The 13299-nt window shown below is 74.8% G+C and carries 11 protein-coding genes; 7 read left to right on the top strand and 4 right to left on the bottom strand.

All coding sequences use genetic code 11. From position 1 onward, the window contains the following. Positions 1 to 64 precede the first annotated feature (64 nt). The gene (locus ACZ6ZN_RS24180; RefSeq protein ID WP_469649841.1) at positions 65 to 1330 is read left to right on the top strand and encodes a TerD family protein; all 1266 of its coding nucleotides are present in this window, start codon (positions 65 to 67) and stop codon (positions 1328 to 1330) included. 16 nt (positions 1331 to 1346) lie between these two features. Here ACZ6ZN_RS24180 and ACZ6ZN_RS24175 read toward each other — a convergent pair whose 3' ends face one another. Then, the gene (locus tag ACZ6ZN_RS24175) at positions 1347 to 2540 is read right to left on the bottom strand and encodes a glycosyltransferase (RefSeq protein WP_469649316.1); all 1194 of its coding nucleotides are present in this window, start codon (positions 2538 to 2540) and stop codon (positions 1347 to 1349) included. A 39-nt stretch (positions 2541 to 2579) separates the two neighbouring features. Between ACZ6ZN_RS24175 and ACZ6ZN_RS24170 the strand changes: the two genes are divergently transcribed. Then, the gene (locus tag ACZ6ZN_RS24170; protein ID WP_398108398.1) at positions 2580 to 3365 is read left to right on the top strand and encodes a glutamate racemase; all 786 of its coding nucleotides are present in this window, start codon (positions 2580 to 2582) and stop codon (positions 3363 to 3365) included. A gap of 99 nt (positions 3366 to 3464) precedes the next feature. Beyond that, entirely contained in the window at positions 3465 to 4019 is a 555-nt protein-coding gene (locus ACZ6ZN_RS24165; RefSeq protein ID WP_398108397.1) for a hypothetical protein, read from the top strand. A 38-nt stretch (positions 4020 to 4057) separates the two neighbouring features. On the opposite strand, the gene ACZ6ZN_RS24160 is transcribed toward ACZ6ZN_RS24165, so the two are convergent. Beyond that, positions 4058 to 5128, bottom strand: coding sequence for an O-antigen ligase family protein (locus tag ACZ6ZN_RS24160; RefSeq protein ID WP_469649839.1), 1071 nt, complete (start codon positions 5126 to 5128; stop codon positions 4058 to 4060). A gap of 355 nt (positions 5129 to 5483) precedes the next feature. On the opposite strand from ACZ6ZN_RS24160, the gene lnt reads away from it, so the two are divergent. The 4 genes from lnt to ACZ6ZN_RS24140 all read left to right on the top strand — a co-directional run bounded on the left by lnt (position 5484) and on the right by ACZ6ZN_RS24140 (position 10636). Next, a complete protein-coding gene (gene lnt / locus ACZ6ZN_RS24155) occupies positions 5484 to 7100 on the top strand; it encodes an apolipoprotein N-acyltransferase (RefSeq protein ID WP_469649313.1) in 1617 nt (538 codons plus the stop codon). 67 nt (positions 7101 to 7167) lie between these two features. Beyond that, positions 7168 to 7647 (top strand): NUDIX hydrolase, encoded by a 480-nt coding sequence (locus tag ACZ6ZN_RS24150; protein WP_398108394.1) that lies wholly within the window; start codon positions 7168 to 7170, stop codon positions 7645 to 7647. Positions 7648 to 7701: 54 nt separating this feature from the next. After that, positions 7702 to 8502, top strand: a complete 801-nt coding sequence (locus tag ACZ6ZN_RS24145) for a 3-hydroxybutyrate dehydrogenase (protein WP_398108393.1) — start codon at positions 7702 to 7704, stop codon at positions 8500 to 8502. Positions 8503 to 8575: 73 nt separating this feature from the next. Beyond that, positions 8576 to 10636 (top strand): helix-turn-helix domain-containing protein, encoded by a 2061-nt coding sequence (locus ACZ6ZN_RS24140; protein WP_469649309.1) that lies wholly within the window; start codon positions 8576 to 8578, stop codon positions 10634 to 10636. A 55-nt stretch (positions 10637 to 10691) separates the two neighbouring features. On the opposite strand, the gene ACZ6ZN_RS24135 is transcribed toward ACZ6ZN_RS24140, so the two are convergent. Together ACZ6ZN_RS24135 and ACZ6ZN_RS24130 are read right to left on the bottom strand one after the other, a co-directional pair. After that, complete coding sequence (locus ACZ6ZN_RS24135; RefSeq protein WP_451878576.1) at positions 10692 to 12098, bottom strand: MFS transporter; 1407 nt, start codon at positions 12096 to 12098, stop codon at positions 10692 to 10694. 93 nt (positions 12099 to 12191) lie between these two features. Further along, entirely contained in the window at positions 12192 to 13286 is a 1095-nt protein-coding gene (locus tag ACZ6ZN_RS24130) for an AI-2E family transporter (RefSeq protein WP_469649837.1), read from the bottom strand. Positions 13287 to 13299 lie beyond the last annotated feature (13 nt).

Here is a 13299-nt window from a genome sequence, read left to right as displayed (position 1 = left end):
CGGAACTCGACGGGCGTCCGGGACGGGCCCGGCGCAATGATCGGCAATGGGGGCGGACATGAACATGACGAAGGGGTCGAACACTCCGGTGCCCACCGGGGAACTGCGGGTCGAATTGGGCTGGCGCACCGGCCCGGGAGTACCCGACGCCGACGCCTCCGCCCTGCTGCTGGTCGGCGGGAAGGTCCGCTCGGACGCGGACTTCGTCTTCTACAACCAGCCCGCGCACTCCTCCGGCGCGGTCCGGCACGAGGGCAAGCGCGACGCCGGCGGACAGGTGACGGACACGCTTCTGGTCGACCTCGCGCGCGTGGAGCCCGCCATCGAGACGGTCGTCCTCGCCGCCTCCGCGGACGGCGGCACGTTCGGGCAGGTACCGGGCCTGTACATCGAGGTCCGGGACGCGGGCGCGGGCACCACCGTCGCCCGCTTCGACAACCCGGGCGCCGGTACGGAAACCGCCTTCGTGCTGGGCGAGTTCTACCGCCGGCAGGGCGCCTGGAAGTTCCGCGCCGTGGGACAGGGCTACAGCAGCGGCCTCGAAGGACTGGCCACCGACTACGGCATCACCGTGGACGAGCCCCAGCAGGCGGCCCCGGCCCCCGCCGCCGCGCCCTCGCCTCCCGCACCGCCGGTGACCGCGCGGCCCGCCACCCCGCCCCCGCCCGCCGCGCCCCCGGCGCCCGAGCCCGTCCGCCTCACCAAGGTCACGCTCACCAAGAACGCCCCCTCCGTCTCGCTCACCAAACAGGGCGGCACCTCCGGCGCCCTGCACGTGAACCTCAACTGGGAGGTGCGCAAGCAGTTCTCGGGCTGGAGCAGCAAGTTCGGCCGCCCCACCGCGATGCACTCCGACCTCGACCTCGACCTGTGCGCCCTGTACGAACTCGCCGACGGCAGCAAGGGCGTCGTCCAGGCCCTCGGCAACGCCTTCGGGGCACTCGACCGGCCGCCGTTCATCCACCTCGACGGCGACGACCGCACCGGCGCCAGCGCGTCCGGCGAGAACCTCACCGTCAACCTCGACCACAAGCACCTCTTCCGGCGCATCCTCGTCTTCGTCACCATCTACGAGGGCGCCCGCTCCTTCGCCGACCTGCACGCCACGGTCACGCTCCGCCCCCAGCACGGGGCGCCCATCGACTTCTCCCTCGACGAGTGCACGGTCCCCTCCCTCGTGTGCGCGCTGGCGCTGATCACCAACACGGGCGGGGACCTGGTCGTCCAGCGGGAGGCGCGCTATCTGGTGCCCGAGCGGGGCGTGAGCCCGCAGCGGACCGTCGACTACGCCTACGGATGGGGCATGAACTGGACCCCCGGCAGGAAGTGACGCCCCGGAACGGCCGTCAGCCCTCGTCCGGCAGGGCCTCCGGGCGCGCGTAGGTGCGGCCCTTCCAGGCCGCACCGCGCCCCCGGTAGTGCTGCACCGCGGAGTCGACCGTCATGAGGAGGTAGAGGAACGCGGTGAACGGCAGCAGCGGGGCGAGCCACCACGGCTGCCCGTAATGGCGGAGCATCGGCACGTACGTCCCCGCCATGATCAGCCAGGCGAGGCCGCCCGCGACCGCCGCGGCCGTACTGCCCGCCGCGACACCGACGGCCAGGGCGGCCGGCGGCACGAGGTACACCAGCGCCAGCCCGGCGACCGTCCCCGCCAGCACCACGGGGTGGTGCCGCAACTGGGCATAGGCGCTGCGCGACACCATCCGCCACAGGTCGTGCAGCCGCGGGTAGGGCCGCACGCTGTCCACGCGCTCGGCCAGCCCCAGCCAGACCCGGCCGCCCGTGCCCTTCACGGCCCGCGCGAGCGCCACGTCGTCGATCACCGCGTGCCGGATGGCGTCCGGGATCCGCGCCCGCGCGGCGGCGTCCGCCCGCAGCAGCACGCAGCCGCCGGCCGCGGCCGCCGTGCGGGTGCCCCGCCGGCCGATCCACCGGAACGGGTAGAGCTGCGCGAAGAAGTAGACGAACGCCGGCACCACGAGCCGCTCCCAGACGCTCTCCACCCGCAGGCGCGCCATCTGCGACACGACGTCGAACCCGCCGGACCCGGCCGCCGACACCAGCGCGCGCAGGCTGTCCGGCGCGTGCGCGATGTCGGCGTCCGTGAGCAGCAGGTACTCGGGATCACGCGCGCGTGCCAGGGCCATCCCGTGGCGCACCGCCCACAGCTTGCCCGTCCAGCCCGCGGGCGGTTCCCCGGGGGAGGCGACGGTCAGCGGCAGCCCGCCGTGCCGCCGCGCCAGCCCGCGCGCCAGCTCCCCCGTACCGTCCGTACTGCCGTCGTCGACGAGGAAGACCTCCGCCCGCCCCGGATAGTCCTGCCCCAGCAGCGACGGCAGCGCGGCCGGCAGCACCGCGGCCTCGTCACGGGCCGGGACCACGACGCACACCGGCGGCCACACGTCCGGGTCCCGCCGCCGCGGCAGGCGCACGTCCGTGCGCCAGAAGAAGCCCTGGCCGAGCAGCAGCCACAGCCAGGCGAGCAGTGATCCAGCGGCAGTCCACACAACGGCGCTCACGCGCGCAGTCTGCACCACGGCACCGGCCCGGAGCGGCTCATCGTCTATCGTGATCGGGTGAAGATCGCGCTCATGGACTCCGGAATCGGTCTGCTGGCGGCCACCGCCGCGGTACGGCGGCTGCGCCCCGACGCCGATCTCGTGCTCTCCCTGGACCCCGACGGCATGCCGTGGGGCCCGAGGACGCCGGAGGACCTGACCGGCCGCGCCCTGGCCGTCGCCGAAGCGGCCGCCGCACGCCGCCCCGACGCCCTCATCGTCGGCTGCAACACCGCGACGGTGCACGCCCTGACCGCCCTGCGCGCCCGCCTCGAACCGCAGCTCCCGGTCATCGGCACCGTGCCCGCGATCAAGCCGGCCGCGGCCGGTGGCGGCCACCTCGCCATCTGGGCCACCCCGGCCACCACCGGCAGCCCCTACCAGCGCGACCTGATCCGGGACTTCGCCGGTGGGGTGCCCGTCACCGAGGTGCCCTGCTGGGGCCTGGCCGAGGCCGTGGAGCACGCGGACGAGGCGGCGATCGACGCCGCCGTCCGCGCGGCCGCCGCCCTCACGCCCGAGGAGGTGACCACCGTCGTCCTCGGCTGCACCCACTACGAACTGGTCGCCGAGCGCATCCGGGCCGCCGTCCAGCGCCCCGGCCGCCCGCCCCTGGTGCTGCATGGCTCCGCCGGTGCCGTGGCCGCCCAGGCCCTGCGCCGGCTCGGGGAACAGCCCGCCCCGGACGCCGCACCCGACGGCACCCTCACCGTGCTGCTCAGCGGCCGCGAGGGCGCGCTGCCCGAGCCCGCGCTGGCGTACGCCGAGGGCCGGCTGCTCCAGGCGGTCACGCCCGCGCGCTGAGCGGGCGACGGCGCACGACGCGGGCGGTGACGCCCGGCCGGCGCAGTCACCGTCCGCCACGAGGTACCGACACAGCGGAACGTGAGTAACCTCGATGGCATGAGGGACCACCCCCACGGCGAGAACGCCACCCATCGGTACCCCGACGTCTGGACCGGTCGTGCGACCAACCGGGCCCAGTGGCTGCTGGCGCTCGCGGGTGCCGCCTGCCTCGCCCTGGGCATCGCGCTGGCCGTGGACTCGGCGTGGAAGTCCGGGATCGCCCCGCTCGTGATGGCCGTCGTCGGGTGCATCGCCGCCGGTCTGCTGGTCCTCTTCGGGACGCTCGCCTTCGTGCACGTCGCCCTCCGGGTCGACGAGGACCACCTCGAGGTCCGCTGCGGCCACATGGGACTGCCGCGCCGGCGCATCCCCCTCTCCCAGGTCGTCGGCGCCACGTACACCTCGCACGTCACCCCCCGGCACTGGGGCGGCTGGGGCTACCGGTGGCGGCCGGAGAAGGGGACGGCGGTGGTCGTGCGACGCGGCGAGGGCGTGGTGCTGGAGCTGTGGGACGGCCACACGTTCACGGTCACCGTCGACGACGCGGAGGCGGCCGTGCGGGTCATCGAGGAACGGCTGCGGCCCGGCAAGCCGGGAGCGGCCGCGCACTGAGGTGTGCGGTGGAGGCGGGGCGGGATCCCTCCGCGCCGTCAGGCGGCCGCGCGGCCCGCGTCCTGTGAGCGCGGCTGAGCCGTACGGCTCGCCGGACCGGCCGGCAGGGGGCGCGCCGTGGCCATGCCCGCCAGCAGGCCCGCACCCACCGAGACGGCGGTGAAACTGAGCGCGTTGCCCAGCGCCGCGATCGTCGCGAGGGCCGTCAGGGCCGCGCCCGCCGTGAGCGCCACCGGCGTGGGACGCGGACCCCGCCACAGCGCGTAGAGGACCCAGCCGAACGCCGCCGCCAGCAGGACCACGCCGACGACGCCCTGCTCGGCCGCCTGTTGCAGCGCCGCGGAGTGCGGCCTGCCGTCGGACACCAGCGAATGGGCCGACGTCGCGCTCAGCTCCCCGAAGCGGCCGGGCCCGGCGCCCAGGGCCGGCTCCTCGGCCAGCAGGCGCCACGCGTCCTGCCACAGCTCCACGCGGTGCGGGGTGAGCCGCTCCTCGACGGCACCGCCCGAGCCGCTCGGCACGGCCCATGCGGCGACCGACCAGGTCAGCCCCGTCACCAGGACGGCGACCGAGGCCAGCACGGCCAGGGCGGCACCGCGGTGCGGGGTGCGGCCGGTGGCCACCGAGCAGAGCAGCACGGCCACGCAGGCCACGCACCCGACGGTGGAGCCGAGGAGCGCCGCCAGCAGGGCCGCTCCGGCCGCGAGCAGCCGCAGGGCGAACCGCACGGCCGGACGGGAGGTTCCCCAGGCGGCGCAGCACGCGGCACCGGCCGAGAGCGTCAGCACGGCGGCGGTGGCCCCGGCGTGCCCCAGGGGCGCGCCGATCTGCGGGCCGGGGGCGAGGTGCGGCACCGCCAAGGTCAGCGCGATGCCTGCCAGGGCCGCGGCCACGGGCGCGCCGACCGGCACCACGGCTCCGCCGATCCGGCCCGCCGCGTACCCGGCCGCGACCGCCAGCACCGCGAGGAGCACGCCCTCGGGCCGGCCGTCGTGCGCGGCCGCCGTGATCAGGGACCAGCCGGCGCAGGCCCCGAGCACCACCACACCCGCGGCGTCCGCCGCGCTGCGTCTCCCACCGTCCGCGTCCGCACCGGACGCGGACGCCATCCCGCTGGAACCCACCCCGCACGCCCCCCGGCGCCCTAGCCCCTGACCTGTGACGACCTCGTCCGGACGACCGCTGCGGGCCGCACGGCGGAGGCTTCGGCACACCGTAACGGCTGGTGAAGGATTTGGGGATGCGCCGTGACGAAATGAACAAGGCGGGTGGTGTGGGGGCGGGCGCGAGCGCCCGGGCGGGGCGGGGCGGGGCGGGGCGGCAGCACTGTGTGGGTGCGGATTGTCGCCGGGGGTGCGGGACCATGCCCTCCAGAGGTGCCATGGGGACTGCGCGACGGTGTGCTCCGCCGGGCGCCGTGGACCGTGCTGTCGGCTGCGACTTCACTCGCCGTACACTCCGGAGGTGACCGTCACCGCAACATCCGTCGGCGAGTCGGACCGGCTGGAGCCGCGTGTCGCGCCCGGCGTCCGGACGTGGGGCCACCGGCTCGCGCGTCTCGTCCCGGCCGCCGCAGCCGCCCTCGCCGGACTGCTCCTCTACGTCAGCTTCCCGCCCCGCACCCTGTGGTGGCTGGCCCTGCCGGCCTTCGCCGTCCTCGGCTGGGTGCTGCGCGGCCGGGGGTGGAAGGCCGGACTCGGTCTCGGTTACCTCTTCGGACTGGGATTCCTGCTGCCGCTGCTGGTGTGGACCGGGGTGGAGGTCGGGCCCGGGCCGTGGCTCGCCCTGGTGGCCATCGAGGCGCTGTTCGTCGGCGCGGTCGGTGCCGGGGTGGCGGCCGTGTCGAAGCTGCCGGGCGCGCCCGTGTGGGCCGCCGCCGTGTGGATCGCCGGCGAGGCGGCACGCGCGCGTGTGCCCTTCGAGGGCTTCCCCTGGGGAAAGGTCGCGTTCGGGCAGGCGGACGGCGTGTTCCTGCCGCTCGCCGCGGTGGGCGGCACCCCGGTGCTCGGCTTCGCGGTCGCCCTGTGCGGCTTCGGCCTGTACGAGACCGTCCGGACGGCCGTCGCCCGGCGCAGGACCGGTGAGGTGCGGCGCGCCGCTGCGGCCGTGGGCCTGATCGCCCTGGCTCTCCCCGTCGTGGGCGCCGTGGCGGCGCGGCCCCTGGTCAGCGACCGGGCCGAGGACGGCCACGTGACCGTGGCGGTCATCCAGGGCAACGTGCCCCGGGCCGGCCTGGAGTTCAACGCCCAGCGGCGCGCCGTGCTCGACTACCACGCCCGCGAGACGCGGCGCCTGGCCGCCGAGGTCCAGGCCGGCAAGGCGGCCCGGCCCGACTTCGTGCTGTGGCCGGAGAACTCCTCCGACATCGACCCCTTCGCCAACCCCGACGCCCGGGCGGTCATCGACGGGGCGGCCAAGGCTGTGGGCGTGCCGATCTCGGTCGGCGGTGTCGTCGAGCGGGACGGCCGGCTGTACAACGAGCAGATCCTCTGGGACCCGGCCGAGGGGCCCGTCGACACCTACGACAAGCGCCAGATCCAGCCCTTCGGCGAGTACCTGCCGCTGCGCCCGCTCATCGGCGCGATCAACAAGAGCTGGACCGAGATGGTCCGCCAGGACTTCACCCGCGGCACCGAACCGGGCGTGTTCACCATGCACGGCGCCAAGGTCGGCCTGGTCACCTGCTACGAGGCCGCCTTCGACTGGGCGGTGCGGTCCGAGGTCACGGACGGTGCCCAGATGATCTCCGTGCCGTCCAACAACGCCACCTTCGACCGCAGCGAGATGACCTACCAGCAGCTCGCCATGTCCCGCGTCCGGGCGGTGGAGCACAGCCGGACCGTGGCGGTGCCGGTGACCAGCGGCGTCAGCGCCTTCATCATGCCCGACGGGACGATCACCCGGAGAACCGGGATGTTCGTGGCCGACTCGCTGGTGCAGAAGGTGCCGCTGCGGTCCTCGCAGACCCCGGCCACCCGGCTCGGGGTCCTGCCGGAGATCGCGCTGGTGCTGGTCGCGGCCGGCGGACTCGGCTGGGCCGCCGCCACCGCCCTGCGCGGGCGTCGCGCCGGTGACGTGTAGCCGTACGCCCGGCGCACACCGCCCCGAACCGGCCGGGACGGCGGGGCCGGCCGCTTAGGGTCGGGGCATGGCTACTCCCGACTTCATCCGCACGCTCCGCGCCTCGGCCGGCCACCAGCTGCTCTGGCTCCCCGGTGTCACCGCCCTCGTCCTCGACGACGAGGGCCGGGTGCTGCTCAACCGCCGGGCCGACACCCGCAGGTGGTCCGTGCTCGGCGGCATCCCCGACCCGGGGGAGCAGCCCGCGGCCTGCGCGGTCCGGGAGGTGTACGAGGAGACGGGCGTGCACTGCGTCGCCGAACGGGTCGTCCTGGTCCAGGCGCTGCAACCCGTCACCTACGGGAACGGCGACATCTGCCAGTACATGGACATCACCTTCCGCTGCCGAGCCGTCGGCGGCGAGGCCCGGGTCAACGACGACGAGTCGCTGGACGTCGCCTGGTTCGCCCTCGATGCCCTGCCCGCCCTGGACGAGTTCGGACTGTTCCGGATCAAGCAAGCCCTGTCCGACGGCCCCACATGGTTCGAGCCCACCTCTGCGGGGTGAAGTGTGGGGTCTGACCACATGTGGTGAGGCGTGGGCGCTGCCTAGGGTCGAGGCATGACCGCGCCCCGTGCCCTCATGGCTCCCCACGCCTCCCCGCTCGACCTGGGCGGCCGCACCGCGCTCGTCACCGGCGCCGCCGGCGGCATCGGCCGTGCCTGCGCGCTGCGGCTCGCGGCCGCCGGAGCCAAGGTGAGAGCCGTCGACCGGGACGCCGCCGGTCTGGAACGGCTCGCCGACCAGGCCCGCGGCCTGGCGGGCAGTCTCGAACCGCACGTCCTCGACCTCACCGACCTGGACGCGGCGGAACTCGCCGCCGCGGGCACCGACGTCCTCGTCAACAACGCCGGGCTCCAGCTCGTGCGGCCCCTGGAGGAGTTCCCGCCCGACGTCTTCCACACGGTCCTGACGGTGATGCTGGAGGCGCCCTTCCGGCTCATCCGCGGCGCCCTTCCCCACATGTACGGACAGGGCTGGGGCCGCATCGTCAATGTGTCGTCCGTCCATGGGCTGCGCGCCTCGGCCTACAAGTCGGCCTATGTGGCAGCCAAACACGGGCTGGAGGGGCTCTCCAAGACGGCGGCGCTCGAAGGTGCCGCCCATGGAGTCACCTCGAACTGTGTGAACCCCGGTTATGTGCGTACCCCACTGGTCGAGCAGCAGATCACCGACCAGGCGCGGGCGCACGGCATCCCCGAGGAGCGGGTGCTGTCCGAGGTGCTGCTGCAGGACAGCGCCGTCAAGCGCCTGATCGAACCGGAGGAGGTCGCCGAGGCCGTGGCGTATCTGTGCGCGCCGCAGGCGTCCTTCGTGACCGGTACCTCGCTCGTGCTCGACGGCGGCTGGACCGCCCACTGAGGGCCGGTGACCGTCGCCCGGGAGTTGTCCACAGGGCTGACGGGACGGCCTGGTCATGGTGAATCCTGTGGGCATGTCCAGTGATCACGACCAGCCGGCCGGGCGCCCCGCGGGGACGGCCGCACCGCCGTCGTCCCGAGCCGGGGCCTCGCCGGCCGGAGACGCCGAGCGGCCGACCCGCGCCGGGGCGCGGCCGGCCCCCGCCGCGCTGCCGCCGGGCGGGGCGCAGCCGTCCCCGGCGTGTGCCGAGACGCCGTTCCTCGAACTGCTGGCGAGGGGCGCCTCCGCCGACGCCTACGAGCAGCCCGAGCTGCTCGCCCGCGCCGAGGGCCGGTCCGCGGAGTGGATCGCCGCGCTCGCGCAGGCCAAGCCGCTCGCCCTGCGGGTGCGCGCGGAGCTGGAGGGCCGGCGCCGGCGCGAGGCCGAGCTGTCCGCGCTGTTCGAGACCGCCCACGACCTCGCCGGGCTGCGCGACCTGGACGCCGTGCTCCAGGCGATCGTGCAGCGCGCCCGGTCGCTGCTGGGCACGGACGTCGCCTACCTCAGCCTGAACGACCCGGAGCGCGGCGACACCTACATGCGGGTCACCGAGGGTTCCGTCGCGGCCCGCTTCCAGCAGCTGCGGCTCGGCATGGGGGAGGGGCTCGGCGGCCTGGTCGCCCAGACCGCGCGCCCGTACGTGACCGACGACTACTTCAAGGACGACCGCTTCCAGCACACCCTGACGATCGACGCGGGCGTGCGGGACGAGGGACTGGTGGCCATCCTCGGCGTGCCGTTGAGCCTCGGGCACCACGTCATCGGCGTGCTGTTCGCGGCGGACCGGCGCGCCCGGGTCTTCGAGCGGGAGCAGATCGCGCTGCTCGGCTCCTTCGCCGCGCTGGCCGCGGCCGCCATCGACACCGCCAACCTGCTCGCCGAGACCCGGTCCGCCCTGGCCGGTCTGGAGCGGGCCAACGAGATCATCCGGGACCGCAGCGGCGTCATCGAGCGCGCCTCCGACGTGCACGACCGGCTCGCCGAGCTGGTCCTGCGGGGCGGCGGGGTGCACGACGTGGCAGCCGCGGTCTCCGAGATCCTGGACGGCACGGTCGAGTTCACCGAGGCCGCCGCCGCACCGGCCGGGCCCGTGGAGGCCTCCCGCGCCGAGGGCCACGCGGTGCGGCACCAGGACGACTGGATCGCCGCCGTGGCCGCCGGCGGGGAGCTGCTCGGCGCGCTCGTCCTGCACGGCCAGCCGGGCCTCGACCCGGTCGATCAGCGCACTCTGGAGCGGGCCGCGATGGTCACCTCCCTGCTGCTGCTGGCCCGCAGGTCCGCCGCCGACGCCGAACAGCGCGTGCGCGGGGAGCTGCTGGACGACCTGCTGGACGCCCGCGACCGGGACCCGCGCCTGCTGCGGGAGCGTGCCGCACGGCTCGACGCCGACCTCGACGCGGTGCACGTGGTGCTGGCCGCGCGGCTGGAGGACGCCGCCGACGGCAGGGGCGACGCCGAGCACGAGGCGGACGCCCGCCGCCGTCTGGCCGCCGCCGCCTCGCACCTCGCAGCGACCCGTCACGGCCTGGCCGCCGCACGCGACGGTGGCACGGTCCTGCTGCTGCCCCTCGGCCCCCGAGACACCGCCACCGCCGTGGCCCGCCGGGCCGCCCGCCACCTGGGCACGGCGGTCCACGCCCCGGTCACGGTCGGCGCCTCCGCGCCCGCCGGGGACCTCGCCGCCCGCCCCGACGCGGTGGCCGCGGCGTACGCCGAGGCCGGGCGCTGTCTCGACGCCCTGCGTCTCCTCGGCCGCCGCGGTGACGGCGCCGCCGCCGAGGACTTCGGCTTCCTCGGGCTGCTCCTGGCCGGCGACCGGGACATCCCGGGCTTCGTCGACCGGACGATCGGCCAGGTCGTCGCGTACGACCAGCGGCGCGGGACCGAGCTGCTGCGCACCCTCGACGCGTACTTCGCCAGCGGCATGAGCCCCGCCCGCACCAAGGACGACCTGCACGTGCACGTGAACACCGTCGCCCAGCGTCTGGAGCGCGTCGGCCGCCTCCTCGGCGCCGACTGGCAGAGCCCGGCGCGGGCCCTGGAGATCCAGCTCGCCCTGCGCCTGCACCGGCTCTCGGCCCCCGAACGGCCCTGACGCCCCCCGCACGCATCGGGCGTGCGGGGGGCGTCAGAGCCACGTGCCACGTGCGTCAGACGGTGCGGGCGTCCTCCGGCTCGGCCTCCGTCCCGGCCCCGGCCGGGGTGGTGGCGCCGGCCTCGGGGGCGGTGACGTCCGCCAGGTCCCGCCGGTGGGTCTCCTTGGCCGCCGCCACCGCGACGACCGTCAGGAGGGCGGCGGCGATGACGTACAGGGCGATCGGTGTGGAGCTGCCGTAGTCGGACAGCAGCGCGGTGGCGATCAGCGGAGCGGGCGCGCCCGCCGCGACCGAGGCGAACTGGGCGCCGATGGACGCGCCGGAGTAGCGCATCCGGGTCGCGAACATCTCGGAGAAGAACGCGGCCTGGGGCGCGTACATCGCGCCGTGCAGGACCAGGCCGACGGTGACGGCGAGGAGCAGACTGCCGAAGCCGCCGGTGTCGATCAGCGCGAAGAACGGGAACATCCACAGCCCGACCCCGACCGCGCCGACGAGATACACCGGGCGCCGGCCGATCCGGTCGGAGAGGGCGCCCCAGGCGGGGATGACGGCGAAGTGCACCGCGGAGGCGATCAGCACGGCGTTGAGGGCCGTCTGCTTGGACACCCCGGCCGAGGTCGTGGCGTAGACGAGGATGAAGGCGGTGATCACGTAGTAGCTGATGTTCTCCGCCATGCGAGCGCCCATCGCGACCAGGACGTCGCGCCAGTGGTGACGCAGGACGGCGACCAGGGGGGTCTTCTCCGCCTCCGTCGGCCGGGCGGCCGCCTTGCGGGCCTCCGCCTGCGCCAGTGCCTCCTTGAAGACCGGCGATTCGTCGACAGACAGACGAATCCACAAACCGACGATCACCAGGACGCCGGACAGCAGGAACGGGATCCGCCAGCCCCAGCTGCCGAACGCGGCGTCCGACAGCAGAGCGGTCAGCAGGGACAGCACACCGGTGGCGAGGAGCTGGCCGGCCGGTGCGCCGGTCTGCGGCCAGGAGGCCCAGAAGCCGCGCCGCCGCGCGTCGCCGTGCTCCGACACGAGCAGCACGGCCCCGCCCCACTCGCCGCCCAGGGCGAAGCCCTGCACGAGGCGCAGCACGGTGAGCAGCACCGGGGCGGCGGAGCCGATGGTGGCGTGTGTCGGCAGCAGCCCGATCGCGAACGTCGCCCCGCCCATCAGCAGCAGGCTCAGCACCAGCAGCTTCTTGCGCCCGAGCCGGTCACCGTAGTGCCCGAACACCAGCGCGCCCAGCGGCCGGGCGGCGAAGCCCACGGCGTAGGTCAGGAAGGACAGCAGCGTGCCCACCAGCGGATCGGAGTCGGGGAAGAACAGCTGGTTGAAGACGAGCGCGGCGGCGGAGCCGTAGAGGAAGAAGTCGTACCACTCGATGGTGGTGCCGATGAGACTGGCGGCGACGATGCGCTTGAGGTTCGACGGGGCGGGGGGAGCTGTCGCGGGCGACGACATCGGCACCACTTCCTGGCGTTCTGCGGGGACGGTTGTGTGTCGCCACACCGTAGGAACGGCCAGGTCAGGGGCGTATGTGGTGGGACACCATAGTTAGGGCGTCGGGTGTGGAGCGCGACCACTCTGGGTGGCGGGGGGCTCCTCGGAACCGCCGCGCAGAGCCTGGTAGACCGACCACACCACCGCCACCAGCGGTACGGCCACCACCGCGCCGATGACCCCCGCCGCGACCGCCCCGCCCACGACGGCCAGCGCGACCACCACCGGGTGCAGCCGGACCGCCCAGCTCATCACGAGGGGGTGCAGGAGGTGTCCCTCGATCTGGCCGATGACCACGATCAGCGCGACGACCACCAGGGCGATCAGCGGACCCTTGGAGGCCAGGGCGACCACCGCCGCCACGGCGAGGGCGATCGGCGAACCGATCAGCGGGATGAACGCGGCCACGAACTCCAGCAGCGCCAGGGGCACCGCCAGCGGCACCCCCAGCGCGAACAGGGCGATGCCGACGAGGACCGCGTTGGTCGCCGCCACCAGCAGGATGCCGTGCGTGTAACCGGTGAAGGTCCGCCAGGCGGCTCCGGCCCCGACCGAGAAGCGCAGGCGTGCCCGCTCGGGAAGCTGGTCGCACACCCACTGCCACTGCCGCTCGCCGGAGTAGGTGAAGAACACCGAGCAGAACAGGGCGAGCGCGAGCACGGTCAGCACCTCCACCAGGCGGCTGGCGCCGGTCAGCGCCGTGCTGATGAGGGTGGAGCGGTGCTCCGAGAGCAGCCTGCCGACCCGTGACTGGAGGTCGTCGAACATGTGGGCCGGAAGGTGGAAGGGCGCCTGCTCCAACTGCCGTTCGATCCGGTCGACCCCCGCCACGAACTCCCGCTCCAGCCCGGTGCGCTGCTCCGCCACCGTCTCGCCGACCAGGGCCAGCGCGCCGAGGACCAGGACGATGCCGCCGATCAGGGCGATGGCGACGGCCGGCGGCCGGGGCATGTACCGGGCCAGCAGGCCCGCCACCGGGCGCAGCACCGCCGTGATGACGAGTCCGAGGAAGACGGCGACGGCGACCCGGTGGAACTCGCCGAGCACGGAGAAGGCGAACCGGACGACGACGCCGATCGCGATGAGCCGCCAGGCGTAGGCACCGGCGGTCCGCAGCACTCGCGGTACCCGCTCCTGCGCGTCGTTCAGGGGAGGCGGGGGC

The organism is Streptomyces sp. NPDC053665 (assembly GCF_055585285.1).
The sequence above is the reverse complement of the archived record's forward strand: the minus strand, read 5'-3'. Positions and strand labels throughout refer to the sequence as shown.

Coding starts and splice junctions, on each gene's coding strand:
- ACZ6ZN_RS24145 (WP_398108393.1), top strand. CDS start 7,702: ATGACCGCGCCCCGTGCCCTCATGGCTCCCCACGCCTCCCCGCTCGAC.
- ACZ6ZN_RS24165 (WP_398108397.1), top strand. CDS start 3,465: ATGAGGGACCACCCCCACGGCGAGAACGCCACCCATCGGTACCCCGAC.
- ACZ6ZN_RS24180 (WP_469649841.1), top strand. CDS start 65: ATGACGAAGGGGTCGAACACTCCGGTGCCCACCGGGGAACTGCGGGTC.
- ACZ6ZN_RS24135 (WP_451878576.1), bottom strand. CDS start 12,098: ATGTCGTCGCCCGCGACAGCTCCCCCCGCCCCGTCGAACCTCAAGCGC.
- ACZ6ZN_RS24140 (WP_469649309.1), top strand. CDS start 8,576: ATGTCCAGTGATCACGACCAGCCGGCCGGGCGCCCCGCGGGGACGGCC.
- ACZ6ZN_RS24150 (WP_398108394.1), top strand. CDS start 7,168: ATGGCTACTCCCGACTTCATCCGCACGCTCCGCGCCTCGGCCGGCCAC.
- ACZ6ZN_RS24160 (WP_469649839.1), bottom strand. CDS start 5,128: ATGGCGTCCGCGTCCGGTGCGGACGCGGACGGTGGGAGACGCAGCGCG.